At 70.3% G+C, this 24989-nt stretch carries 25 protein-coding genes and 1 tRNA gene; 8 read left to right on the top strand and 18 right to left on the bottom strand.

The annotated features are described in order from the left end of the window. Positions 1–19: 19 nt before the first annotated feature. Positions 20–820, top strand: coding sequence for a DUF2470 domain-containing protein (locus QRX50_RS07315; protein WP_285971199.1), 801 nt, complete (start codon positions 20–22; stop codon positions 818–820). 126 nt (positions 821–946) lie between these two features. Here QRX50_RS07315 and QRX50_RS07320 read toward each other — a convergent pair whose 3' ends face one another. Next, complete coding sequence (locus QRX50_RS07320; protein WP_285971200.1) at positions 947–1414, bottom strand: PPOX class F420-dependent oxidoreductase; 468 nt, start codon at positions 1412–1414, stop codon at positions 947–949. 22 nt (positions 1415–1436) lie between these two features. Between QRX50_RS07320 and QRX50_RS07325 the strand changes: the two genes are divergently transcribed. From QRX50_RS07325 to QRX50_RS07335, 3 genes are all read left to right on the top strand, one after another. Further along, complete coding sequence (locus QRX50_RS07325) at positions 1437–2261, top strand: CPBP family intramembrane glutamic endopeptidase (RefSeq protein WP_285971201.1); 825 nt, start codon at positions 1437–1439, stop codon at positions 2259–2261. 51 nt (positions 2262–2312) lie between these two features. Beyond that, positions 2313–3497, top strand: coding sequence for an arginine deiminase (locus tag QRX50_RS07330; protein WP_285974387.1), 1185 nt, complete (start codon positions 2313–2315; stop codon positions 3495–3497). Between the two features lie 150 nt (positions 3498–3647). Beyond that, on the top strand, positions 3648–4199 hold the full coding sequence (locus QRX50_RS07335) for a ferritin (RefSeq protein ID WP_285971202.1): 552 nt from the start codon (positions 3648–3650) through the stop codon (positions 4197–4199). A 246-nt stretch (positions 4200–4445) separates the two neighbouring features. Here QRX50_RS07335 and QRX50_RS07340 read toward each other — a convergent pair whose 3' ends face one another. The 4 genes from QRX50_RS07340 to QRX50_RS07355 all read right to left on the bottom strand — a co-directional run bounded on the left by QRX50_RS07340 (position 4446) and on the right by QRX50_RS07355 (position 7312). Continuing rightward, the gene (locus QRX50_RS07340) at positions 4446–5273 is read right to left on the bottom strand and encodes a hypothetical protein (protein WP_285971203.1); all 828 of its coding nucleotides are present in this window, start codon (positions 5271–5273) and stop codon (positions 4446–4448) included. Continuing rightward, positions 5270–5839, bottom strand: coding sequence for a SigE family RNA polymerase sigma factor (locus QRX50_RS07345; protein WP_434533326.1), 570 nt, complete (start codon positions 5837–5839; stop codon positions 5270–5272). Before QRX50_RS07345 ends, QRX50_RS07340 begins: the two co-directional genes overlap by 4 nt. A gap of 112 nt (positions 5840–5951) precedes the next feature. Then, positions 5952–6314 (bottom strand): DUF952 domain-containing protein, encoded by a 363-nt coding sequence (locus QRX50_RS07350; RefSeq protein WP_285971205.1) that lies wholly within the window; start codon positions 6312–6314, stop codon positions 5952–5954. 122 nt (positions 6315–6436) lie between these two features. Next, complete coding sequence (locus QRX50_RS07355) at positions 6437–7312, bottom strand: DUF5926 family protein (RefSeq protein ID WP_285971206.1); 876 nt, start codon at positions 7310–7312, stop codon at positions 6437–6439. Positions 7313–7490: 178 nt separating this feature from the next. Here QRX50_RS07355 and QRX50_RS07360 point away from each other — a divergent pair, with 178 nt between their 5' ends. Then, positions 7491–8645: a cytochrome P450 gene (locus QRX50_RS07360; RefSeq protein ID WP_285971207.1), complete on the top strand. Its 1155-nt coding sequence runs from the start codon at positions 7491–7493 to the stop codon at positions 8643–8645. Positions 8646–8685: 40 nt separating this feature from the next. Here QRX50_RS07360 and mca read toward each other — a convergent pair whose 3' ends face one another. Beyond that, the gene (gene mca, locus QRX50_RS07365) at positions 8686–9483 is read right to left on the bottom strand and encodes a mycothiol conjugate amidase Mca (RefSeq protein ID WP_285971208.1); all 798 of its coding nucleotides are present in this window, start codon (positions 9481–9483) and stop codon (positions 8686–8688) included. 100 nt (positions 9484–9583) lie between these two features. Here mca and QRX50_RS07370 point away from each other — a divergent pair, with 100 nt between their 5' ends. Further along, entirely contained in the window at positions 9584–10177 is a 594-nt protein-coding gene (locus QRX50_RS07370; protein WP_285971209.1) for a TetR/AcrR family transcriptional regulator, read from the top strand. Positions 10178–10494: 317 nt separating this feature from the next. Here the strand turns inward: QRX50_RS07370 and QRX50_RS07375 are convergent, their stop codons facing one another. The 11 genes from QRX50_RS07375 to QRX50_RS07425 all read right to left on the bottom strand — a co-directional run bounded on the left by QRX50_RS07375 (position 10495) and on the right by QRX50_RS07425 (position 21575). Then, positions 10495–11427 (bottom strand): DUF4328 domain-containing protein, encoded by a 933-nt coding sequence (locus QRX50_RS07375; RefSeq protein ID WP_285974388.1) that lies wholly within the window; start codon positions 11425–11427, stop codon positions 10495–10497. A gap of 497 nt (positions 11428–11924) precedes the next feature. Continuing rightward, positions 11925–12275: a rhodanese-like domain-containing protein gene (locus QRX50_RS07380; protein ID WP_285971210.1), complete on the bottom strand. Its 351-nt coding sequence runs from the start codon at positions 12273–12275 to the stop codon at positions 11925–11927. Between the two features lie 50 nt (positions 12276–12325). Beyond that, a complete protein-coding gene (locus tag QRX50_RS07385) occupies positions 12326–12643 on the bottom strand; it encodes a DUF485 domain-containing protein (protein WP_285971211.1) in 318 nt (105 codons plus the stop codon). Between the two features lie 109 nt (positions 12644–12752). Further along, complete coding sequence (locus tag QRX50_RS07390; protein ID WP_285971212.1) at positions 12753–14540, bottom strand: sodium/solute symporter; 1788 nt, start codon at positions 14538–14540, stop codon at positions 12753–12755. 69 nt (positions 14541–14609) lie between these two features. After that, positions 14610–15110 carry a hypothetical protein gene (locus QRX50_RS07395; RefSeq protein WP_220245537.1) on the bottom strand — a complete coding sequence of 167 codons (501 nt, stop codon included), beginning with the start codon at positions 15108–15110 and terminating at the stop codon, positions 14610–14612. Positions 15111–15120: 10 nt separating this feature from the next. Beyond that, positions 15121–15954, bottom strand: a complete 834-nt coding sequence (locus QRX50_RS07400; protein WP_285971213.1) for a LytR/AlgR family response regulator transcription factor — start codon at positions 15952–15954, stop codon at positions 15121–15123. A 173-nt stretch (positions 15955–16127) separates the two neighbouring features. Continuing rightward, the gene (locus QRX50_RS07405) at positions 16128–16973 is read right to left on the bottom strand and encodes a S49 family peptidase (protein WP_285971214.1); all 846 of its coding nucleotides are present in this window, start codon (positions 16971–16973) and stop codon (positions 16128–16130) included. A gap of 18 nt (positions 16974–16991) precedes the next feature. Then, positions 16992–18293: a sensor histidine kinase gene (locus QRX50_RS07410; protein WP_285971215.1), complete on the bottom strand. Its 1302-nt coding sequence runs from the start codon at positions 18291–18293 to the stop codon at positions 16992–16994. A 213-nt stretch (positions 18294–18506) separates the two neighbouring features. After that, complete coding sequence (locus tag QRX50_RS07415; protein WP_285971216.1) at positions 18507–19367, bottom strand: Fpg/Nei family DNA glycosylase; 861 nt, start codon at positions 19365–19367, stop codon at positions 18507–18509. Between the two features lie 42 nt (positions 19368–19409). Next, complete coding sequence (locus QRX50_RS07420; protein WP_220245532.1) at positions 19410–19850, bottom strand: DUF983 domain-containing protein; 441 nt, start codon at positions 19848–19850, stop codon at positions 19410–19412. 108 nt (positions 19851–19958) lie between these two features. Next, entirely contained in the window at positions 19959–21575 is a 1617-nt protein-coding gene (locus QRX50_RS07425) for a sigma-70 family RNA polymerase sigma factor (protein ID WP_285971217.1), read from the bottom strand. Between the two features lie 219 nt (positions 21576–21794). Here QRX50_RS07425 and QRX50_RS07430 point away from each other — a divergent pair. After that, positions 21795–21867: transfer RNA gene (locus tag QRX50_RS07430), tRNA-Gly, on the top strand. Between the two features lie 1133 nt (positions 21868–23000). Next, positions 23001–24473 (top strand): phosphocholine-specific phospholipase C, encoded by a 1473-nt coding sequence (locus QRX50_RS07435; protein ID WP_285971218.1) that lies wholly within the window; start codon positions 23001–23003, stop codon positions 24471–24473. A 103-nt stretch (positions 24474–24576) separates the two neighbouring features. On the opposite strand, the gene QRX50_RS07440 is transcribed toward QRX50_RS07435, so the two are convergent. Then, positions 24577–24978 carry an immunity 7 family protein gene (locus QRX50_RS07440; protein ID WP_285971219.1) on the bottom strand — a complete coding sequence of 134 codons (402 nt, stop codon included), beginning with the start codon at positions 24976–24978 and terminating at the stop codon, positions 24577–24579. Between the last annotated feature and the right edge of the window lie 11 nt (positions 24979–24989).

Genomic DNA, 24989 nt, shown 5'->3' on the forward strand with positions numbered 1-24989 from the left:
CCTAAGTAGGAGGTGACCCGTGACCGAGGCCCCGACATCCGTCCGACGCCCGCCCGCGCCGAACCCCGCCGAGCGGGCCAAGACGATCGCGACGCGCAACGGACCGGCGACGATCATGCCGACCGTCGAGCGCGCCGATTGCGAGGCCGAGCGCGTGGTGCCCGTGCTGCACCACGTGCACCACAGCGGCAGCGTCAGCATCCTTCTGCCCGACGAGCACCCGATGGTGCGCACGTCGCGGCAGACTCAGCGCGGCGAGCTCGCCGTCATGGTCGAGCTCGCCGACCACGCCCCGGTGGAGCTGCGTGAACCCATCCGCGGCCTGCTGTGGATAACCGGGTGGCTCCGGCCGCTCTCGGCGGTTTCGGCGCGCGCCCGCGCCGTGTCGATCGCCGAGCAGCGGCCGGACGAGCGGCTCCTGGACGTCGGCCACGGCCTGACGCTCCTGCGCCTGACCCCTGCGTCCCTCGTCCTGGCCGACGCGGAGGGCACGCACTCGCTGCGGCCGCACATGTTCAGCGCGGCGCCGCCGGATCCGTTCCACAGCTACGAGGCCGAGTGGCTGCGGCACCTGGAGAGCGACCACTCGGACGTCGTGGAACAGCTCGCGCAGCACCTGCCGCCGGGCCTGCAGCACGGGCGCATCCGCCCGCTCGGCCTCGACCGCTACGGCCTGCGCCTGCGCGTCGAGTCCGACACCGGCGACCACGACGTGCGCCTGGCGTTCTCCCAGTCGATCGACAGCCCGCCCAAGCTGGCCGCCGAGCTCCGCCGGCTGGTCGGCTGCCCGTTTCTCCGCCAGCAGCACCGCTCCGACTGAGGCCCACCCCGCAGGGATGGTTCGTCGGCCATCCCCCGGCCGGCGAGCGCGCCAACCCGGGCCTGCACACGACGAAGGCCGGCCCCACCTCAGTGGAGCCGGCCCGGTCGCGGCAAGCGCGAAACCTCAGTCGTCCGCCAGTTCCGGCGGGAAGCCGCCCGTGGCGATGGGACCCCAGCGGTCGATGGTGATGCGGATGAGGCTCTTGCCCTGCTTCCGCATGGCTTCGCGGTACTCGTCCCAGTCAGGGTGTTCGCCGGAGATGCTGCGGAAGTAGTCGACGAGCGGCTCGACGGAGTCGGGCAGGTCGAGGACCTCGGCGGTGCCGTCGACCTGGACCCAGGGGCCGTTCCACTCGTCGGACAGCACGCAGACGGACACCTTCGAATCCCGGCGGAGGTTCGCGACCTTCGCCCGCTTCGGGTAGGTCGCGATCACGATCCGCCCCTCCGCGTCGACGCCGCACGTGTTCGGGGAGAGCTGGGGCCGCCCGTCGGCGCGGGTGGTGACGAGGATCGCGTGGTGGCGGGGCTTGAGGAACTCGACCAGCGCGTCGCGGTCGACCTTCGTGTTGGTGGCGATAGTCCGAGGCATACCCCGAAGGTAGCGTGCGCTCATGAGCACGACAGAGCGATCGGGCATCAGGTCCTGGCTGCTGCCCCTTCCGCCCGATTCGCCCGCCCCGATCGTGGACGAGAAGGAGCGCCGGGCCGTCAAGTTCGAGCTGGTGCTCGTGTTCGGCATCACGCTCGGCCTCTCCGGCGCGCACAGCCTCCTGTCCCTTGTGGACTCCCTGTTGCGCCCGGTCCCACTGGCGCAGCAACAAGTGCAGCTCAACGTCCCGCAGGCCGCCGCCAGCCTGCTCGACCTGCTGCAGCAGCTGCTCAACGCCCTGCAGCTCGTCGGCTGGGGTGGGCTCGGCCTGTACCTGCTGTGGCGCGCCGGCCTCAAGATCCGCGACATCGGCCTCGACCGCCGCTCCCCCGGGTCCGACGCACTGATCACCCTCGGCCTCGCCGCCGTGATCGGGATTCCCGGGCTGGGCCTGTACTTCCTCTCCTACCACCTCGGCTTCAGCCTCGCGGTGCAACCGTCCACATTGGGCGACACGTGGTGGCGCCCGATCGCGCTCACGCTCTCGGCGTTCGGCAACGCGTTCGCCGAAGAGGTGCTCGTGATCGGCTACCTGCTCACGCGGCTGCGCCAGCTCGGGGTGCGCGAGAACAATTCGCTCGTCGGCGCCGCGGTGCTCCGCGGCTCGTACCACCTGTACCAGGGGTTCGGCGGGTTCGTCGGCAACTTCGTGATGGGCCTGGTGTTCGGCCGCCTCTGGCAGCGCACCAACCGGCTGTGGCCACTGGTCGCCGCGCACACCCTTTTTGACGTGGTGTCTTTCGTCGGATATTCACTCCTGAAAGGTCATCTTTCCTGGCTCCCCTGACGCGCGCTCATTAGGCTCGACCTCGTGAACGACGTGACGGCACCGCCCAGGGTGGACAGCGAAGTCGGACCCCTTCGTGCAGTTCTCCTGCACCGGCCGGGAAACGAGCTCAAAAGGCTGACGCCCCGCAACAACGACCAGCTCCTCTTCGACTCCATCCCGTGGGTGGACCGGGCCCAGCAAGAGCACGACGCGTTCGCGGAAGTGCTTCGCGGCCGCGGCGTCGAAGTGCTCCTGCTGGCGGACACCTTGCGCACGGCGCTGGAGGACCAACGCGCGCACACCGCGGGCGTCCACGCGGCTGTGGATGAACTGCGCCTCGGTGCCGACCTCGCGGATTCGCTGCGCTCGCACCTGAGCGGCGTCGACGCGAGCACGCTCGCCGAAGTCCTCATGGCGGGCATGACGTTCGAGGAGCTGCCGTCGTCGGAGGGCTCGTCGCTGGTGCGGATGATGCGCGACCCGCACGAGTTCGCCGTCGACCCGCTGCCGAACCTGCTGTTCACGCGCGACTCGTCGGCGTGGATCGGCGACCGCGTGGCGATCTCGTCGCTGACCATGCCCGCGCGGCGGCGCGAAACGGCCGTGCTCGACCTCGTGTACGCCTACCACCCGCGCTTCCGCCACGCGGCGCGCGCGTACGGCGCTCACTCCGCGCCCATCGAGGGCGGCGACGTGATGCTGCTGGCCCCGGGCGTGCTGGCCATCGGCGTCGGCGAGCGCACCACGCCGGCGGGCGCGGAGTCGCTCGCCCGCTCGGTGTTCGCCGACGGCCTCGCGCACACCGTGCTCGCCGTGCCCATCGAGCAGTCCCGCGCGACGATGCACCTGGACACGGTGTGCACGATGGTCGCAGCCGACGCCGTCGTGATGTACCCGCTCGCACGCGATTCGCTCACCGCGTTCACCGTGCGTCCGACCGGCGACGGCGGAGTGAAAGTCGCGGGGCCGGCCCCGTTCCTGAGCGCCGCCGCCGAGGCGATGGGCATCGACCGCCTGCGCGTGATCGACACCGGGCTCGACCCGGTGACCGCCGAACGCGAGCAATGGGACGACGGCAACAACACCCTCGCGCTGGCCCCCGGCGTCGTCGTCGGATACGAGCGCAACTTCGAGACGAACGAACGCCTGGCCGACGCCGGGATCGAGGTACTGGCCATCGCCGGATCCGAGCTGGGTTCGGGTCGCGGCGGCCCGCGCTGCATGTCGTGCCCGATCGTACGAGACACGATATAAAGCGAAGTTAGCCTTCCCTAAATTGCGGAATCTTTTAAGGGAAGGCTAACCAAAATAAGGGAAGATTTCTTTAGGAATGGTAACCCTAATAGGGTGGAGATCACCAGGTAAAACTGGAAATTAATCGAGATTTGTCGTACTGTCATTGGCATGGCCCTCACGAAGAAAGAACCGCGCTCGAAGTTCTACGAACTGCTGCAGGCGCAGATCCACAACGAGTTCCACGCGTCCCAGCAGTACATCGCGCTGGCGGTCTGGTTCGACAACGAGGACCTGCCACAGCTCGCAAAGCACTTCTACAAGCAGTCGGTGGAAGAGCGGAACCACGCGATGGCGCTCGTGCAGTACATGCTCGACCGCGACCACCACGTGGAGGTGCCGGGCGTCAAGGACGTCCGCAACGAGTTCTCCGCCGCGATCGAGCTCCTCGAGCTCGCGCTGGAGCAGGAGAAGGAGGTCGCCGCCGACATCTCCGCGCTGGCGAAGGCCGCGCGGGCCGAAGAGGACTACATCAGCGAGCAGTTCACGCAGTGGTTCCTCAAGGAGCAGGTCGAGGAGATCTCCCAGATGTCCACGCTGCTCACCGTCGCGCGCCGCGCGGGTGACAACGTGTACGAGATCGAGAAGTTCCTCCACCGCGAGTCCGTCGGCACGTCCGCCGCCGACGCCGGCATGCCCCCCATCGCGGGCGGCGCCCTGTAAGACTGCCGGTCCAACCGGTAAGCCAGCGGGCGCTGTCACCATCAGGCCAGCCATCGCGGAGCCCGGGTTGTCCCCTTGTGGACAACCCGGGCTCCGTCGTTTGTGGGCTCCCGACCACCTGGGGGCGTGCTTGAGCGTCGCCAGGTCGGACCTGGCCAGTCGCCCGCTCATCCACAGGACCCCGGACAAAAAGGAACCCGGGCTCTCCCCCTGTGGACAGCCCGGGTTCCTCGGTCGGCGCCGGGCTCAGCCGGCGCAGGTCTGGTTGGCGGAGCGGACGTCGAGGCTCGAGACGGAGCCGTCGTCGGCGAGGGTGAAGTGGTAGGCGCCCTCGTCGCCGGTCGGGGCCACCAGCTCGTCGGAGGCCTGGGATGTTCCCGGGTACGCGGCGGTCACGTCTTCCCTCGCCGAGCCCTCACCGACGCCCTCCGGCGTGTGGGCGGCGCCGTCCGGCTTGACGACCACCACGCCGGCGTCCGGCGAAACCACGGCGGTCGCGGCGGAGACGCCCTCGCCGGCGACGTCGTAGTACGTGCAGCCGGCCGATTCCTTGACCGCCGTCAACGTCAGGCCCGAATCGGCCAGCTGCTCCTCGGTCATCCCGAGCTTCAGGACCCCGAGACCGTCCGCCGTCAGCAACGGTCCCTTCGTGACCTCCGCCGGCGCGTCACCCCGCGTCGCGGGCGGTGGTGAATGCCGCTTCGGCGGAGCGGACGAGACGTGCGACGGTGCGACCGGCGGGGCGACCGGCGGATCTTCAGCGGCCGGCGGCGATGCCGAAGCAACCGGCGCGACGGGCGGCGGAGCGGACACGTTCGACACCGTCAACCGCGAGGCCGTCAGGTCGGCCGTGCCGGTCGTGGCCTGGAACTTGAACACCACCAGCCCGCCCGACACCAGCGCGAGCGCGCACACCGCCCCGGACGCCGACATCAGCACCTTGCGCCGCTGCCGACGCCGTCGCGCGCCGGCCATGATCGCCGGAGCCGCGTCGGCCGGCGGTGCGACGCCGAGCCGGTCGTCGGAAAAGAGCGCGCGCAGCCGCTGTTCGAGCTCGTCCTCGGAGACGTTCAACCCGCTTCGCTCCCTTCTCCGTGCTTCAGCTTCGTCCGCAACGAAGCGATGGCCTTGCTGGCCTGGCTCTTCACCGTCCCCTGGCTGACGCCGAGCGCTTCCGCGATCTCAGCCTCGGACAGTCCTTCGTAGTAACGCAGCACCACCACCGCGCGTTGCCTCGGCGGCAGATTTCGCAGCGCCTGCCACAGCGGCTCGTGCTCGAACGGGTCGTCCGGCGCGCACAGGCTCGTGTCCGGCAGGTCCGCGACGAGGTTCTCCCGGCGCGTGCGTCTCCACCGGCTGACGTGCGCGTTGGCCATCGAGCGCCGCACGTACGCGAGCGGGTCGCCCGTCTTCTGCTGGACGTAGGACCAGCGTGAGCCGATCTTCTCGAGCACGGTCTGCACCAGGTCCGCGGCGTCGTGCGGGTTGCCGGTGAGCGCGTGGCCGTAGCGCAGCAAGCCGGGCAGGCTGGCCGCGACGAAGTCACCGAACTCGGCGAACACCCTGGGCTCGGCCGCCACCCGCGCGCCCGCGACCCACGTCGATTCTCCCCCCGAGATGACAGGTGCCGCTGCCGTCACCAAATCGCCCCCTCCCCGGATGAGATCGCCGCGCATCGCGTCCTCGTCATCCCCCACACGCATGGCAGCCCCCGCAGGTTGTCCAGCTCTCACGACTACTTTTCGTGAAAGTTCACGCGTTTCCGCGCACGGAGAGTGACACTGGCAGCTTCAACGAACCGTCCGCGCCTGCTGGGAAATCGTGTACCGCGACCACAGCGTTTCGCGGGAGCGGCCCGTAGATGTGCGGGAAGAGGATCCCGTCGGGGTGCGGCGGCGCGCCGGCTTCCCAGACCACGCGCGCGTCGACCCGCGACGGGTCGATCTCGAGCAGCACGAGGTCGGTGCGGCCGGGGTAGACGGCGTTCGCGGGCACGCTGACGGTGCCGGGGTCGGAGCAGTGGATGAACCCGATTTCGGCGAGCGAAGGCGCGCGGTACTCGGCGTCTTCGGAGACGGCGGCCCACTCGTCGCGGGTGCAGATGTGCAGGATCACCCCGACGATCGTGCCACCGCGAAGGTGCGTCGAGGTACGGGTTTACCCGGTGAGCGGGTGTGACTTCGGCGCTGCGATCAACGCTGTGGAAGTTCGGTGTCGAACTTCCACAGCGTTGTTCACTAGCGAATCGTGAGCTGGCGGCCGATGAGGCCGTCGCGGGCGCGGCGCTCGGCGGCGTTGAGCGGCTCGGCGTCGAGCGACTTCAGCGCCTCCTCGAGCCGGGCACCGAGCTGGTCCTTGGGCTCGGCCCATTCCCGCGCGTGCGCCTCGGGGTCGAGATCCCACACCGGGACGAGCAGGCCGTGGGCGCGGAACGAACCCGCGTACCGCGTGCCCTCACCGAGGCCCAGCGTGCCGGCCGCGGACAGGCGCGCAAGCGCTTGCAGCAGCAGGTTCTCCGGTTCGGGACGGACCCAGCGCAGGTGCGCCTTCTCGCCGGCGAGCACCCAGTACGCACCGGCGCCGAGGCGCTCGGTGGGCATGATGGCGGCGTTCGCGCGCTCGAGGGACACCGCGACGTCGCCGCTCGCGTCCGCGTCCTCGGGCAGCCACCAGCCGAAGTCGCTGTGGAGCGTGAGCTCCAGCTCGGCGGCGGGCGCGAGCAGGTCCTGCAGGCGGTTGTGCTCGTCCGGGTCGGTCGGCGTGGTCGTGTCCGGCACGGACAGGACGTCACCCGGCTTCGCGTCGAGCACCCAGCGCAGCGACCGGCCGAGGTCGCGGCTGATGTCCGACGACCGCGTCTGCACCTGCAGGCCGAGGTAGCGCTGCCCGTCGGAACGGACGAACGCCGCGGCCGCCATGGGCAGCACGGTGCCGAGGGTGACGTCACCGCCGTCGGCGAGCGTGAGCTTCGCCGTGGCCGACGGCACGAACTCGCGCAACGCGATCAGCTCCGGCTCCGCGGCCAGACCTTCGAAGGGCTGCCCGACGAAAACGTCGCGCACCTTCGGTTTGCGGTCCGGCTTGGGACCCTTCTTCCGCGCGCCCTTACCCACTTCAGCCTCCTCAGAGCTCGACGCCAGACGCTATCGAAGCGGGGGCCGCGAGGGGCGCCCGGGTTACTAATCCGGCCAAAAGTAGGCCGATCCCCACGCGGCACGTAACCGTTGCTACGAAGCCATTCGGCCGTGACTGTGGTCGGATTGGTAACAATCGGCACAGTAGAGTCGGCTCGTGTTCGACGCTTCCGATCCCGCCTTCCTCGCCGACCCGTACCCCGCGTTCGCCGCGCTGCGCGCCGAGGGCGAGGTGCACCACCACGACGGGCTCGACCTGGCGATCACGGTTTCGCACGCCGCGTCGGCCGCCGTGCTGCGCCACCGCGGGCTGGGCCGGATCTGGACGGACGCGCAGCCGCTCGAGCGGTTCGCGTCGTTCAACCTGCTGCACCGCAACTCGCTGCTGGAGAACGAACCGCCCGCCCACACGCGGCTGCGGCGCGTGATCGCGGGCGAGTTCGGGCGCGGCCACGTGCAGCGGCTGCGGCCGATGGTCGCGCGGCTCGCTTCGTCCATGGTGGACACACTGGCGGGCAAGATCGAGGCCGACGGCAGCGCTGACCTGCTGGAACACCTCGCGCAGCCGTTGCCGGTGGCGGTGATCGCGGAGCTGCTCGGCATTCCGGTCGAGGACGGGCCGCGGCTGGTGGCGTGGAGCAACGCCATCGTGAAGATGTACGAGTTCGGCCTGCCCGAAGCCGGCCGCGACGCCGCCGAGCAGGCCGCGGCCGACTTCGTCTCATACCTGCGCTCGGTGGTCAGCGGGACGCCGGGCGGGATCGTCGCCGACCTGGTGGCCAGCGAGCTCACGCCGGACGAAGTCGTGGCCACGGCCGTGCTGCTCCTGATGGCGGGGCACGAGGCGACGGTGAACGTGATCGGCAACGGCGTGCTCGCGCTGCTGACCTACCGATCCGAGTGGGAACGACTTGGGTCGGACCCGAGTTTGCTCGACTCGGCTGTGGAAGAACTGATCCGGTTCGACGCGCCGCTGCAGCTGTTCGAGCGCACGGCGACGGAGGACGTGGAGATCGCCGGGTATCGCGTCGTGAAGGGCGCGAAGATCGGCGCGCTGCTGGGCGCGGCGGCGCGGGATCCTCGGGTGTTCGAATCGCCGGACGTGCTGGACATCGGGCGCTCGCCCAACGCGCACCTCGGTTTCGGGATGGGGATCCATTACTGCGTGGGGGCGCCGCTGGCTCGGGTGGAGATCGCGGCGGCGTTGTCGGCGCTTTCCACGCGGCTGCCGGGGTTGCGGCTGGCGGCGGAGCCGGAGAGGCGGCCGGAGTTCGTGATCAGGGGGTTGAGGACGTTGCCGGTGACGGTTTGATCGGTTCTTGGCAGGTCGGCCGTCGGGTTGGGCCGGCCGGTCAGAGGAGGCCGGCGAAGAGGTCGGCTTCGTGGGTGTCCGGGGTGTTGCCGACGAGGTGGTACTCCTCCCAGGGCCAGGCGGCGCGTTCGACGTCGCGGGAGTGGTGGAAAAACGGGTGGGCCGGGTCGGCCTGGGTGGCGTGGGCTTTGAGGGCGCGGTCGCGGGTGTCGAAGTACTGCTCGCAGCGGATTCTGGTCGTGGCGCGGAGGCGGTCGGGCGGGAGCTCGTCGAGAACCGGACCCATCTGTGACTCGAGGCCGGCGGCGAGGGTGGCGTCGTGCATGGCCTGGAACCACGCGCGGCTGAGGGTGGCTTGGTAGTAGAGCTTGCGCGGAGTGCCGTCGTCGGTCGCGGCGAAGGCGGCGCGGGTGACTTCGTGGGTGCGGATGTGGTCGGGGTGTGGATAACCGCCGGTCTCGTCGTAGGTGATCACGACCTGTGGACGGAATTCGCGGAGCAGGTCTTCGAGGGGCTTGGCGGCGTCCTCAATGGACAGTTTTGCGAAGCAGCCTTCGGGTAGCGGCTGCTCGAGACCGGAGTCGACGTAGCCAAGGAACTGCTGGCGCACCCGGAGAATCTCCGCGGCGGCGGCCATCTCGCGTCTGCGGATGGCGGGCAGGTCCCGGTGGATGGCCGGGGTGTCCAGCGCCGGGTTGAGCACATCGCCGCGTTCGCCGCCGGTGCAGGTGGCCACGAGGACGTCGACGCCCTCGGCGGCGTAGCGGGCGAGCGTGGCGGCGCCCTTGCTGGATTCGTCGTCGGGGTGGGCGTGGACGGCGAGCAGGCGCAGGGTCATCGAGGTCCCTTTCCGAGTTGGTTAGGTCGGACCTAAGATTAGGTACAGGCGACTCATTGGGTCAAGCACAAACTTAGGTCGGACCTAGTATGCTGCCCGGGTGAGCCTCAGGGAGCAGAAGAAACTCGAGACCAGGCAGAACATCTCGCACGCGGCGACACGGCTGTTCATCGCGCGAGGGTTCGAGGGGGTGACGATCGCCGAGGTCGCGGAGGCCGCGCGCGTCGCGAAGATGACCGTGACCAACCACTTCGGACGCAAGGAAGACCTGGTCTTCGACATCCGCGACGACTTCGTCGACTGGCCGGCGAAGCTCGTGCAGCAGGCGCCTTCGAGCACACCGTTCGCGGCCGTGCGCGACGGGTACTTCGCGGCCCTCGACGAGCGAAGTGCGCTGCTGGGGTTCGCGGGGATCGAGTTCGTCGGGATGGTGCGGGGCAGCGTGACGCTGATGGCCGCGCTCACGCAGATGCACCTCGACCGGGAGCAGCAGCTCGTCACCGCCCTGCTGGAGCCCGAGACCCCCGGCGACGAAATCCTCGCGCGCGCGGCGGCGGCCCACCTGACTTCAGTGCTGCGCCTGCTCTTCGACGAGACCTGGAACCTCACCTACGCCGGCGACGACGACCTGGTCCCCAAGGTGCGCGACGCGGCGGCGAAGGCGTTCGGGCAGCTCGAACCGGCGCTGGGCTGAGGCTCAGCGAGCAGCCCCGACCGGAACCGGCGGGGCCGGGGATCAGGAGCGCTGACGACCGGGCCGGCGAGGCGCTCGACGGCCTCCGCGCAGCTCGGCCCCGCGCTCGGCGGCGACTCGGCCGGGCAGCGCCGATCGGCCGGACCGCATGATTTTGGCTCGGGAGCACTGGCAAACGATGCGTGCTCAACGCGGCCGCGAAGGCCTGCCTCCGCGCAGCTCGGCACAGCCGAAGTTGAGGTTCAGCGAGCAGCGCCGGTGGTCTGTCAGCAACCGCAGCAGCGAACCCCCGCACTGAGGCTGAGCCCCAGCGAGGCTCAGCGGGCAGCGCCGACCGGGCGGGCGTTGCGCAGCTCCGGTTCGGGGGCGCCGTCGATCTTGAGGACGCGAAGGGTGCGCAGGCGGCCGGGGGCGATGGGCATCAGGAGTTCGGAGAAGCGGCGGATGACGAGGGCCGTGGCGATCGCGAGGGCGGCGGCCGTGAGGTCGGTGAGGGCGACGAGGACGACGCTGTCCGCCATCGCCTGGACGCCCGGGCGCAGGCGCCAGATGATCGTGACCGCGAGGAGCACCCAGTTGGCCAGCCAGGTGGCCCACCAGATGAGGACGAGGCGGGAGGGCCGGGGGCGTTCGTCGCGGGGGCGGCGGAGCACGGCGTGTTCCAGTTCGCCCACCACGGACAGCGCCATGGGCAGGTTCGCCACCGGCACCAGCACGCCCACGAGCACCTGCCACACCGGCCGCGCGGGCTCGACGCCGGCCTCGTCGGCGGCGGCGTGGCGGGCGACGAGCAGCCACCACACGGCCAGGCCCGCCGGGAGCAGCGAAAGAATGGTGGTGAGCAGGCCGACGGTGACCACGAACGCGTCGGAGAAGCCGACCACCGACGTGCTCAGCGCGGAGTCGCGGCTCTGCACCAGCAGGACGTAGCGCCAGATCTCGGAGCCTGCGGCGGCGAGCGCGAGGAACACGAACGTCCACAGGATGGTGTTGAGGCTCTGCGCCAGGACCGGGATGCGGTCGATCGCGCGCACCGCGCCGGACGCGGTGCCGGGCACGGTCGTCGGGCGGCGCCAGACGAGGTTCGGGAAGCCCCAGCGCGGCGGGGCGGGATAGGACGGAGGGCCGGTGTACGGCGTGGTCGCCACCGCGCGCCGGCGCGTGACCGAGCCGGGTGGGGGCGAGGCGACCCACTTCAGGCGAGGACGTTGCCTCGGGTGCGACGGATGCTCCGGCGCGGTTCGCTGCACCTGGCCCTGGGGGGCCGCGGTGAACGGCCGGGCCGCGGCAGCGAACGGCGGGTACTGCGGCTGGGCACCGGCTTGCTGTGCGGGTGCGGTGAATCCAGGGTGCTGGCCAGCCGCGGTCGGGTAGGCGCCAGGAGCAGCTGGGTAGCTGCCCGCCGGCGAGTACCCGCCGGCATGGGCCGTGTGCGAAGAAGCAGGACCAGCGCCGCCGGGCGCGGAGTAAGGCACCCCGGCGTGCGAGGCGAAGTCCGGGGCCGAGGCGCCCGGTGAACCAGGAACACCGGCCGACGGAGCACCAAAGCCAGGCGCCCCCGCGCGCGGATCCGAGGCGCCCGACGGTGAACCACCACCATCAGCCGCCGGCGCACCGAAGCCCGGCACCCAGCCGTCAGGGGACGACTCACCCGGCCAAGGCGGGTACTGGGGCCAGCCCGCGCCGCCCTGGGGGCCCGTGGGGTGCGCGGGTCCCGGGGGACGGGGGGCTGGGCTGGCGGCATCCGTCAGATGACCTCGGGTTCGGCGCCCGCGTTTTCGCTCACCATGGGGCGGCTCTCGCGGGCCCATGCGCCCATACCGCCGGCGACGTTGACCGCGTCCCAGCCGCTGGCGTTCAGCCAGGCGGTGGCGCGGGCGGAGCGGCCGCCGCTGCGGCAGATGACGTAGACGGGCTGGTCGTCGGGGAGCTCGGAAAGCTCGTCGACGCGCGCGGGCAGCTCGCCGAGCGGGATGTGGACGGCGCCGGGCGCGTGGCCGGCGGCCCACTCGTCGTCCTCGCGGACGTCGAGCAGGGGGACGCCGTCCTTCGGCAGGTCACGGACCTCGGCGGTCGGCAGTTCAGCGGGGCTCACCACAGTTCCATGCTCCCATGTCCAGGCGTTGTACGCGTGTGAGGAACCAGACGCTAGCCCCCGTACTCGGCGCGCAGCTCCGCGGCCAGGGGATCCAGCTTGCGGTTCGCGAAGCGCACATACAGCGCGGTGATGACGAGCGTCGTGAGGAACTGCGCCAGGCCCAGCACCAGGCCCACGGTGATGTTGCCCCACAGGCGCGCGCTCATGAACGCGTGCGCGTAGTCGGCCAGGAGCACGTAGAGCAGGTACCAGGCCAGGAATGCCGCCGACATCGGGAACACGAACCGGCGCCGGCGCCGGCGCAGCTGCTGGAACTCGGGCGTCGCCTGCACGTGCTCCCAGTCGACGTCCGCTTCGGTGCGTTCCACGGCGCCCCTTCCCGACAAACACCCACACAACCGACACGAAGATCTTGCGCCCCGGAAAGGCTGATGCGACCTCGTCGAATCGGGTGATTACGGAGTAACCGCGAGTGACCTACTTGCGGTGCCGGCCCCGCCCGGCGCGCGCCTTGTCCTCCGCCTGGCCGAACCGCGCGACGGCCCGGTCCCGCATGAGGCCGAGCGGGTCGGGGGCGTGCAGGCGCAGCATGATGTCGTTGACCAGCTCCGGGCGCCCGTAGCGGGTCAGGCGACTGACCACGTACGTCGTGAGGAACGCCGCCGGCACCGAGATCAGGCCCGGCTGGCTCGTGTACCAAGGCGCTTCGAAGCTCGCGTAGCCCGCCGCGATGTCGACGCCCAGCGCGGCCAGCACCAGCCCGCCGCCGACCAGCATGCCCGCCAGCGCGCCCGGCCAGCTGAGCTTGCGCCACCAGATGCCGAGCAGCAGCAGCGGGCTGAACGTCGAGGCCGCCAACGCGAACGTCAGCCCGATCGACAGCGAGATGTCCTCCGTGCGCAGCAGGAACGCGAGGCCGAGCGGACACAGCGCGACGATGGCCGTACCCACCCTGAAGTCCTTGACCCGCCCCGGAAGCAGGTCCGTGGACACCACGCCGGCCACGCTCACCAGCAGCCCCGACGAGCTCGACAGGAACGCCGCGAACGCGCCCGCCGCCACGATCGCCGCGAGGATCTGGCCCGCCACGCCCGGCACCATCGCCGACGGCAGCATCAGCACGGCCGCGTCGGTGTTGCCGGTGACGAGCAGCTGCGGCACGTACATCCGCGACAGCGCGCCCAGCATCGTCGGGAACAGGTAGAACAGTCCCAGCAGCAACAGCACGTGGACGGTCGTGCGGCGCGCGGCCTTGCCGTCGGGGTTGGTGTAGAAGCGCACCAGCACGTGGGGCAGGCCCATGGTGCCGAGGAACAGCGCGAAGATCAGCGAATACGTCTGCAGCAGGTCGGTGATCTTGCCGGACGCGGGGTGCAGCCACGCGTCGTTGGTCGCCGGCGCGTCGCTGATCACCGGCACCGGCGTGCCCGCGGCGAACTTGAGCGTGGTGCCCTTCTCGACCGTGTGCGGGATCAGCGGCGACCAGCGCGCCACACCGCGGGCGGGGCCGCCGTCGATGCGGCCGTCGGCGTAGAAGTAGGTCTCGGTGGTGACCTTCACCGTCACGTCGGTCTGGACCGAAACCGTGGTGTCCTGGGTGAACACGGGCGGGGCCGGCGAGCCGAGCGAGCGCACGCCGCCGGGGCCGCCGCCGGAGAAGAACACCATGCACAGCACGAAAGTCGGCACGGAGATCGCGAACAGCTTGAGCCAGTACTGGAAGGCCTGGACCACCGTGATCGCGCGCATGCCGCCGGCGATCACGTTGATCCCGACCAGCACCGTGACCACGACCGCGCCCACCCACGCGGGCACGGGCAGGACCGACGCGAGCGTGAGCCCCGCACCCTGCAGCTGCGGGACCATGTAGAGGATGCCGATGAACACCACGAACGCCGTCGCGAAGCGGCGCAGCCCCAGCGAACCGAGGCGCATCTCCACGAAGTCCGGCAGCGTGTACGCACCCGAGCGGCGCAGCGGCGCGGCGACGAACAGCATCAGCGCGAGGTAACCGGCGGTGAAGCCGATCGGATACCAGGTGGCGTCGGCGCCTTCCTTGAGCACGATGCCCGCGACGCCGAGGAACGACGCCGCCGACAGGTACTCACCCGAGATGGCCGCGGCGTTGCGGCGCGAACGGACCGTTCGCCTGGCGACGAGGAAATCGTGTGTGCTGGTGGCCGAACGCGACGAGCGGTACCCGAGGTAGTACGTCGCGAGGGCGACCAGCACGATGCCGGTCAACGCCCACGGGTTCAGCTGCACGGCTGGAATCCTCGCACGAGCCCGCGGGCCGGTGATGCCCCGCCACCGGGGCTTTCCCGTCCGCGGCGGTCAGTTTTCGATCATGTCCACGAAGTCGCGCTCGTGACGCTCGGCGAGCCGGTTGTACCAAAGGCCCACCGCGAACAGGAACGGGAACGGCAGCAGCCCGAGCACGAGCCACGGGATCGGGATGCCGATCACCGTGAACCGCGCGACGGCGGGCAGCAGGTAGAACAGCACCGGCATCGCGCCGAGCACCAGCAGCACGAGCAACGCGAGCAGCACGGCCGTGCGCAGCTGCACCTTCACCAGGTCGCGGACCAGCAGCTTGCCCCAGCTGGTCTGCTCCTCCAGCTCGACGCGCGCCCGCATCCGGCCCGCCGACTGGCGCGGGTCGGCCAGGACCACGCGCTGGCGCTTCGGCTTCTCGTGCGCGGGCTCGGCCGGGCGCAGCGGTTCGGGCGCCGGCGGCACCGGCTCCACGACCGCGCTGTCCTCGGGCACGCGGCCCAGCGTCGGGTCCGGTTCGCGGACCCCGTTGGCCAGGCGGTGGTACGGGTCGTCGGGCACGGACACGGGCTCAGCCGCCGCGGCCGGAGCCGACGAGCCGGTCCTTCAGCGCCCGCGTGTGCCGGCGACTGACCGGCAGCACCTTCTCCTCGTTGCCGATCACGACCTGGTAGCCGCCCTGGCCCATCCGCAGCTCCGTGATCAGCGGCAACGCGACCAGAAACGAGCGGTGGATGCGCACGAAACCGGCCTTCTCCCAGCGTTCCTCGAGCTGGGCCAGCGGGATGCGCACCAGGTGGCTGCCCTCGGTGGTGAACAGCCGCGCGTAGTCGCCCTGGGCCTCCACCCAGCGCACCGACGAACGCGGGATGAGCTTGGTGGTGCCGGCGAGCTCGACGGGAATCACCTCGTCGTCGTTCTTCACCGGCTCCCCCGCGCGCTGCCCTGGCGGCGGCGACGCGGCCGCGGCCAGCTTCTCGCGCACGCGCGAGACGGCCCGGTCGAGGCGGTCCCGCTGAAACGGCTTGAGCACGTAGTCGACGGCACCGAGGTCGAACGCGTTCACCGCTTCCTCGGCGTGGCCCGTGACGAACACCAGGATCGGCGACGGGTTCATCGCCGCGATCACGCGCGACATCTCCATACCGGACAGGCCGGGCATGTCGATGTCGGCGAACACGGCGTCGACCGTCGGCAGACCCTGGGCGCGCCGGGCGACCAGCTCGGGGTCGTCGTGGGAGAACAACCGCAGCGCGTCGGAGGCGTCCAGCGCCTTGAAGACGCGGTGGATGTGCGGGTTGTTCTTCAGGCCGTGAATCAGTTCGTCAAGGCCGTTGACCTCGTCGTCCACTGCCAGGACGATGAGTTTCCGGGTGTCTTCATGAGCACTCACAGTGAGTCGCATCCTGCCGATTGCCGAGTGCAATGTCCAGCCCCGTCCCGCTCATCCGCCCGTCGGGGAAAGCCGACGCCCCCTTTGCCCCATTCCTGGTCACGGGCGCGGCACGGCGCGGGACAGCGTGGCACGTCGGTACGGCCAACCGGGCGAGTACCGGACGCCGCACGGGTGTCCGGCGGTCACAAACCGAAGCGGGCCCACGCGGCCTTGGTGGTCACCGCGTCGAGCACCGCGCTCGCCGCCGCGGGCGCGCCGATCCCGAGCCGGGCCAGCAGCGGCTTCTTCGGCTCCGCTACGAAGATCTCGGCGTCCGGATACCGCTCGGTGACGATCTGGCGCAGCGAGCCGAGACCGTCGATCAGCCCGAGGTCCATCGCCTTCTGCCCGAGCCAGACGTCACCGGTGAACAGGTCGTCGGTGTCGGTGAGCCGGCCGCCGCGGCGCTCCTTGACCCAGTCGACGAACAGCTCGTGGAGCTGGCTGTGCATCTTCTTGAGCCACTCGACGTCCTCGGGCTTCTCCGGGCTGAACGGGTCGAGCCGCGACTTGTTCGCGCCCGCCGTGTGCAGCCGGCGCTCGATGCCGAAGCGCTCCAGCAGGCCGGTGAACCCGAAGCCGCCGCTGATCACGCCGATGGAGCCGACCATCGACGTGCGGTGGGCGAAGATCTCGTCGGCCGCGCACGCGAGCCAGTAGCCGCCGGACGCCGCGACGTCCTCGGCGAAGGCCAGCACGGGCACGTTCTTCTCGTCGGCCAGCTGGCGGATGCGCTCCGCGACCAGGCCCGACTGCGTCGGCGCGCCGCCCGGCGAGTTGATCAGCAACGCCACCGCCTTGAGCCGGTCGTGGCCGAACGCCCTGGTCAGCGCCGACTCGACGGTCGCCAGGTTGATCGAGCCGCGCGCCAGCGGCGAAGGCGAAGGCGTGATCACGCCGTGCAGCTTCACCACTGCGACCACGTCCTTGCGCTCGACGCGGTCGCCGAGCACGGGCAGGCGGGACGTCAGCTTTTCGGTAACGCTCATGCCGCCAGGCTAGCCATGTCAGTGGGCGGGCAGCATGCCCGAACGCGATCCGTTCACACCGTTGTGCTCGACCTCGTCGTCCTCGGGCCCGCCCTGCGACGGCACGTCGGCCGAGTAGTCGGGCATGTTCGGCCGCACGCCGAGCTTGAACTTCGGCACCCGCAGCGTCACCTTCATGCCCGCGCCGGGCGCGGTGTCGACGGTGAGCGCGTAGTCCTCGCCAAACACCTGGCGCATGCGCTGGTTGATGTTGCCGAGGCCGACGTGTGCGCCGGTGCGGTGCGCGTTCTTCAGGTCGGTGAGCGCGCGCGGGTCCATGCCGATGCCGTCGTCCTCGACGCTGATCAGGGCCTCGGTGCCGTAGTCCTGCGCGATCACGGTGACGCAGCCGCCGCTGGGCTTGCTGGCCAGGCCGTGTTTCACCGCGTTCTCCACCAGCGGCTGGATGATCAGGAACGGCACGACCACGCTCAGCACCTCGGGCGCGATCTTCATGCGCACCTCGAGGCGGCCGCCGAAGCTGGCGTTCTCGATCGTGAGGTAGCGGTCGATGTTGCGCAGCTCCTCGGCCAGCGTGGTGTACATGCCGGAGGTGCGGAACGAGTAGCGCGTGAAGTCGGCGAAGTCCTGAAGCAGCTCGCGCGCCTCTTCGGGGTCCGTGCGGATGAGGGCGGAGATCGTGTTCAGCGCGTTGTAGACGAAGTGCGGCGAGATCTGCGCGCGCAGGGCCTTGATCTCGGCCTGGTTCAGCTGGTTGCGCGACTCCTCGAGGCGGGCCAGCTCGAACTGCGTGCAGACGAACTGCGCCACGGCCTCGGCCATCTGCACGAGCTTGCCGCGCGTGCGCCCGACGACGATCAGCGTGGCCTCCGCCGTGCCCTCGACCAGGATCGGCACGATGGCAGCGGTTTTCATCTTGCAGGTGCCGCGGTGGTTGCACGGCATCTTGTTGTGGTCGGCGACGGCGCGGCGGTGCTTGCGCAGCGCGGTGCCGATGTCGTCGACGAGGTCGAGGTAGTGGTCGGTGGCCTCGCCGGCCCAGGACAGGAGCGTGCCCTCACTGTCGGTGATCCCCACGGCGAGGCAGTCGAGCACTTCGAGCAGCTCGGCCGTCATGCGGTTGGCGGCCTCCTCGTCGAGGCCGGCGCGCAGGTTCGGCGTGGCCTTCGACATCCGGTGCACGGCCTGCAGCACGGCGTCCTGGATCACGCCTTTGGGCCGGCGCACCTTGAAGAGCAGCACGAGAACGATGACCGCGAGCACACCGGCCAGCGTCCACGGGACGACCTGCGCGAGGGGGAAGGCGGACACGACGTCCATGCTCTGCGCTCGACCGACCGGGTGCAAGGCTTGCTCCCCACTTTCTGTCCAGTTGTGACGACCGAGGGTGGCTGAACCCTACCGAGCGGCGTGCCAAGGCCGCATGGTCACTCCCTGCGACGGACGACGGCCTGGTTTTTTCCCGTTCGGCCCAGCGCTCTCCCGGCGCGAACGGACCCGTCGTGCGGGGGTTCGCGAAGCCGGGGCCCGGTGTTACTTGAGCAGCCGCGACATCCGGCGGTCGGCCAGGGGTTTGCCGCCCGTCTGGCAGGTGGGGCAGTACTGGAAGGACTTGTCGGCGAAGGAGATCTCGCGGATGGTGTCGCCGCAGACCGGGCAGGGCAGGCCGGTGCGGGCGTGCACGCGCAGGCCCGAGCGCTTCTCGCCCTTGAGCATCGCGGCTTTCTGGCCGACGGAGCGCTGCACGGCGTCGGACTCGATGTCGTGGATGGCGGCGGCCAGCGTCTCCAGCGCGCCCTCGTCGAGCTTGCCGACGGTGGCGTAGGGCGAAAGCTTGGCCTTGTGCATGATCTCGTCGGAGTAGGCGTTGCCGATGCCGGCGATGAGCGACTGGTCGGTGAGCGCCCACTTGAGCCGCGTGCCCTTCCCGGCGAACAGCTCGCGCAGCTGCGACGCGTCGAGCGACAACGCGTCCGGCCCCAGGCGGGCGACGCTCGGGATCTCGCTCGGGTCGTGGACGATCCAGACGGCGAGGCCCTTCTTCGTGCCGGCCTCGGTGAGGTCGAAGCCCGGGCCGGCCGCTGCGTTGAGGTGCACGCGCAGCGAGATCGGGCCCTTGCCGGGCTTCAACGGCGTCGGCGAAAGCTGGTCGTACCAGCGCAGCCAGCCGGCGCGCGCCAAGTGGACGACGAGGTGCAGGTCACCGAGGACCACGTCGAGGTGCTTACCGTGGCGGGTGGCGCCGGTGATTTCGCGGCCGTGCAGCTCGGTGTAGGGCGGCACGGCCGTCTTCAGGACGCTGAGCGAGGCGACGTCGAGCCGGAACACCGTGGAGCCCACGGCGTGTTCGCGCAGGTGGTGGGCCAGTGCTTCGACCTCGGGCAGCTCGGGCATGGCACCAGTCTTGCTCGTGCTGCCCGAATCGGCCAGGTGCCGTTATTCGACCGGGTGCAGGGGACCGTCGAAATCGGGCAGCGAGTGCTTCTGGATCGTCTTCGTGATCCGCTTGACCTCGCCCGACACCGTGAACATGCCCCGGATCGTGCCGACCCAGCGCTCCGAGGGCCGATCGCCCGCCACGTCGCCCTCGGTCTCGGCCACGACCGTCCACGGCCGCCGCAGGATCCAGCGCAACGGGAAGAACAGCAGCACCAGCAGGATCGCGAGGAACACCCACGCCGGCACGCGCACCTGGTCCGGCGTCCAGATCACGAGCACCACGGCCAGGAACGCGGTGACCAGGAGCATGGCGATGCCCGGCGTGTAGCTGCCGGCCACGTCGTGTTCGAAATCGTCCGCGGTGGCGGGCGCACGCCACTCCATCTGGGCTCGGACCACCCAGTCGCGGCCGTCTTCGCCGCGCACCAGCCGGTTCATCCTGTTGCCTCCCGGGCGACGCTCGAGTCGGTCAACGCTACCGTGACGGCGCCTGTCAGCGCGAGGTGGTCACGGAGCGTGGCGTGAGGTTTGCCCGGTTTTCGCTGCTCAGGGAGCCGGCGGTGAATCGGAATCGGCCGAACCGGTGACATCCGAGGGGGTCACGTCTCCCGAGTCCTGGGACGCCGTATCGGTGTCGGACCGCGTGAGGGACTCCGATTCGGACTGCGTGGACTTGGTCGGCGTGGACTTCGCGCTCGAACCGGGCTTCTCCGGAACGGTGTCGCCCGGCGTCGGCGTGGTCGTGACCGTCGGCGGCAGGTAGGTCTCGGGCGGCGGCACGTAGGTGAACGACGGCGGCGGCACGAACGACGGCGGGTACGAGGTCCGCGTGGTGCTGTACGGGCCGTCGATCGTCGGGTCGTCGCACGGGTCGCCCGACGACGTCAGGTCCGGCTCGGTGTCCGCGCGCGAGTCCGTGGAGTTCTCGCTCGACATCGGGGACTGCGACGGGCCACCTGCCGGCAGGTCGTCCCGCGCCGAACCGTCGGACGGCTGCCCGGCACCGGCACCGGCTCCGGCGACGGGCCCGCCCGGGAACTTCGGCACGTCGTTGGTGCCCAGGTGCGAGCCAATGGTGTGGGTCGACGGGTGCTGCGGCCGCGCCGCGCCGTGCAACTGGCCGGTCACCACGCGCGGGGGGTGCTGCACCTGCGGCGGCGGCTGCTGAGCCGGCGGCGCGGGCGGCTGCAACGCCAGCTCCGGCGCGCCACCCTGGAGCCCGACGTCCTGCACCGGGTGCGAACCGAACACGAGCGGACCGGTCGTGAACCCGGCGACGCCCGCGGCGGCCGTCGACGCGAGCGCAAGGCCCACCTTCACCTTCGAGCCGAACAGCACGCTCTTCACGGCGGTGACCACACCCGTTGTTTTGCCGATGCCCACCAGCGCGGGCACCGCGACCACGATCACCTCGGCGTGCGCCCGCAGCGAAGAACAGACGTCGCGCAGCTCGTCCTGCGTCGCGCGACACGAAGCGCACCCCAGCAGGTGCGCCTTGATCCGCTCGGCTTCGGCACCCGTGACGCTGCCGGCAGTGAAGCCGCCCATCTTCTCGACGACCGAGCGGCACGTCTCCGGCCCACGGTTCACCGAAAGATGCGCCTGCAGGTAGGCCGCCCTGAGACCTTGGCGAGCGCGGCGGGCGAGCGCCGCCGTCGCGTTGGCCGAAAGCCCGAAATGCGGCGCGACCATGGCCGGCTGCTCGCCCTCGACCTCGGTCTGCCACAACACCGTGCGCCAGCGCTCGGGCAAGCTGGTGAACGCCGTGGTGATCAGCGTGTGCTCGGCGGTGCGCGCGTTGGTGTCGGCACCCGCGCCGGCACGGAACGTCAGCTCGTCGTCGGTCACCGGCACGTCGCGGCGCGCCCCGTGCCACTCCCACGACACCCGGCGGGCGACGGTCAGCAGATACGCGCGGACGTAGTCACGCGGGCCCGCGCCGCGCCGCAGCGCCTGCAGAACCCGGAAGAACGTCTCCGCCGTGATGTCCTCGGCCTCGGAACTGTCCGACGCGAGGCTCTGCGCCAATCTGCGCACCGCCGCGGCGTGGAGCTCGAACAGCTCCCCGAACGCGGCGTCTTCCCCATTGCGGAGCCGCTGAAGAAGTGCCCGCTCGTCGGATTCCGAGGCCGCTGGTGGCGGCGCCGTGCCCAGCTCGGTCATCCGGCAAGGCACCTCCTCCCCCGAAGGACTCACCACTCGGTCGAATGGGGACACCATACGGAGCGAAATGCCCGTCGTCACCCCTTGTACGCCCGATGTGACAACGAAGCACCGAGTCGAAGCACGTCACAGGCCGGGCCGGGCCAAGACGGACCCCCCGAAAGTGGCTCTCACCCCCCGGTATAGAGTTACGCCAACACCGAGCAACAAGCGGTCAACGCGGATGTAGCGCAGCTGGTAGCGCATCACCTTGCCAAGGTGAGGGTCGCGGGTTCGAATCCCGTCATCCGCTCGGTCCAGGGGCCACTGTGTCTGCGGAATGCGCAGACCCGGTGGCCCTCGCCATATCTCCCGGGGGCCGAGCCCCCGGACCCCCACGGTGCCATCGGTGACCATTCCTGCATGGCTGGGTTGGGGAGCTACTGCGCGGGGCGCAGTGCTCGTGGTGGGACAGATGCGTTGTTTAGGTGCGGGTGAGATGTGTTGCGCGGGTGAGTTGAGTGGTGAGAGACCTGCGCCGCCCAGTGACCGGGGCGAGGCGCGCTGCGCCGGCGAGTTGAGTGGTGAGACAGCTGCGCCGCCCAGTTACCGGGGCGAGGCGCGCTGCGCCGGCGAGTTGAGTGGTGAGACAGCTGCGCCGCCCAGTTACCGGGGGCGAGGCGCGCTGCGCCGGCGAGTTGAGTGGTGAGACAGCTGCGCCGCCCAGTTACCGGGGGCGAGGCGCGCTGCGCCGGCGAGTTGAGTGGTGAGACAGCTGCGCCGCCCAGTTACCGGGGCGAGGCGCGCTGCGCCGGCGAGTTGAGTGGTGAGACAGCTGCGCCGCCCAGTTACCGGGGCGAGGCGCGCTGCGCCGGCGAGTTGAGTGGTGAGACAGCTGCGCCGCCCAGTTACCGGGGCGAGGCGCGCTGCGCCGGCGAGTTGAGTGGTGAGACAGCTGCGCCGCCGGCTTGCGGGGCGCGGGTGAGGTCGTAGACCGGCGGGCACGCGCGGAGGTCGAGCACAGCGGCCGACCATCCGGCCAAGGGGCGGCGACTCCACCCAGGCGGCAGACGGCCGACAACGTAGGGCGTGGGACCGCCCAGACCCCTCCCAGCTCCTCGATCCGCAGCTTTGACCGTCCGTGACAATCGATGATCGGGGTGCGTCCCAGCGGCACCCGCAAACCACCCACTCAGGCGACCCCGCAACACCGAAACGCGAGCCGGACGGCGCGGTCGAAGGCAAGCGGGGGGTTAGCGCCGGGCTAGCGGGAGGCAAGGCCGTGGGGCAGGCCGAAGCAATCCGCCGTGCGGCGTAACTTGTCTACCAGCCAAAGTGGTGACTCGGCCCGTAAGACCGGTTCGGAAGTTGTTTTCATCATGTGTTAGTCACTCGTTCCCAGATAACCACCTTTTTGGGTGACGGCGTAGCTGCAGGGTGTCACCCATGACCGAACTGACTCGTCGCCGTCTTCTCGGATCCACCGCCGGGGCGGCCGCCGCCGCGGCGGCCGCCACGTTGTTGCCGCCGAGTGTGCAGAAAGCGCTCGCCCAGGGGGCGCCCAAGCACGGCTCGATCAAGGACATCGAGCACGTTGTGCTGCTGATGCAGGAAAACCGGTCGTTCGACCACTACTTCGGCACCATGCGCGGCGTCCGCGGGTTCGGCGACCCGCACGCGGCGAAGCTGCCGAACGGCAAGTCCGTGTTCTACCAGCCCGACGCCGAGAACCCCGCCGGCTACGCACTGCCGTTCCACCTCGACACGCACGCCACCAACGCCCAGAAGATCCCCTCGACCTCCCACGCCTGGCAGGTCCAGCACGACGCCCTCAACGGCGGCAAGATGGACAACTGGCTCCCCGCCCACCGCAAGGCCGACGGCAAGAACGGCCCGTACGTGATGGGCTACCACACGCGCGCCGACCTGCCGTTCCAGTTCGCGCTCGCCGAGTCGTTCACCGTGTGCGACAGCTACTTCTGCTCGGTGCTCGGCCCGACGTGGCCCAACCGCATGATGTGGATGACCGGCACCGTCGACCCCGACGGCGAGAACGGCGGCCCCATCCTCGACAACACCGCCCCCGCCGGCGGCTACACCTGGACCACGTACGCGGAGCGCCTCCAGGCCGCGGGCGTGAGCTGGAAGGTCTACGAGCAGAGCGACACCTACGGCTGCAACATGCTCGAGAACTTCGCCAACTTCAAGAACGCGCCGGCCGACTCGCCGCTCGCCGTCAACGGCCTGACCCACCGCCCCGAGGGCCAGTTCGAGTACGACGCGCGCAACGACAAGCTGCCCACCGTCTCGTGGATCATCTGCACCTCCACGGCCTCGGAGCACCCGAACTACACGCCCGCCGAGGGCGCGGCGTTCGTCGCCTCGAAGATCGACGCCATCGCGTCCAACCCGGACGTGTGGGCCAAGACCGTGTTCATCCTCAACTACGACGAGAACGACGGCCTGTTCGACCACGTCGTCCCGCCGATGCCGCCCGCCGGCACCCCGCACGAGTTCGTCAACGGCACCTCGCACGGCGGCACCAAGGGCAACGGCCTCGCGGTCGGCGCGGGCTACCGCGTGCCGGCGATCGTGATCTCGCCGTGGACCGCGGGTGGCTGGGTGTGCAGCGAGCCGTTCGACCACACGTCGACGCTGCAGTTCCTCGAGCAGGTCACCGGCGTGCGCGAGACGAACATCTCCGACTGGCGCCGCAAGACCTTCGGTGACCTGACCTCGGCGTTCCGCTTCAACGACCACAAGGCGCAGCCGCCGACGCTGCCCGACACCTCGGGCCCGCTCACGCTGTCGCGCTACGAGGCCGCGAACCTGCCCGCCCCGGTGTTCCCGGGCACGGACCAGAAGCCGCCGCGCCAGGAGCCAGGCAGCCGCCCGCAGACGGGGCAGCACCACCACTGACGCCTGTCTCCACGACGCCCTCCCGCGGGCAGAAAAAGCGAACGGCCCCTTTGTGCCACAAGCGCGAAGGGGCCGTTCGTGCCGTTTTAGCTACAGCACAGTCCTACAGCTCGTAGACGTCCAGCACGGTCGGGGCGACCGGCGTCAAGTGCGCGTCGGCGTGCTCGCAGACGACCCCGCGCGCCATGCGGAACACGCGGAACTCGTTGTCGTGGTCGGGATCCTGGTCGTCCCACACGTGCAGCAGCCCGTAGGAGCCGGGCGCCAGCTCACCGACGCGCGTGAACGTCTCCAGCAGCTCGGGCGCGATCGCGCCGCCGTGCTTGTCCAGACCGCCGAGGTGCAGCATCGGCATGCCCGCGCTCCAGCGGAGGTCGACGAGGTCCAGCGTGCCGGCGTCACGCACGGCTCGGTGGACACGATCGACGAGGCGCTCCAGCAGAGCAGCGTCGTCGTCGCCGCTCGTGGTCGCGGCGATGGTCACCCAGCCGTGGTATTCGTACACGTCGCGAACGG

The sequence above is a fragment of the Amycolatopsis sp. 2-15 genome (assembly GCF_030285625.1).
GTDB lineage: Bacteria > Actinomycetota > Actinomycetes > Mycobacteriales > Pseudonocardiaceae > Amycolatopsis > Amycolatopsis carbonis.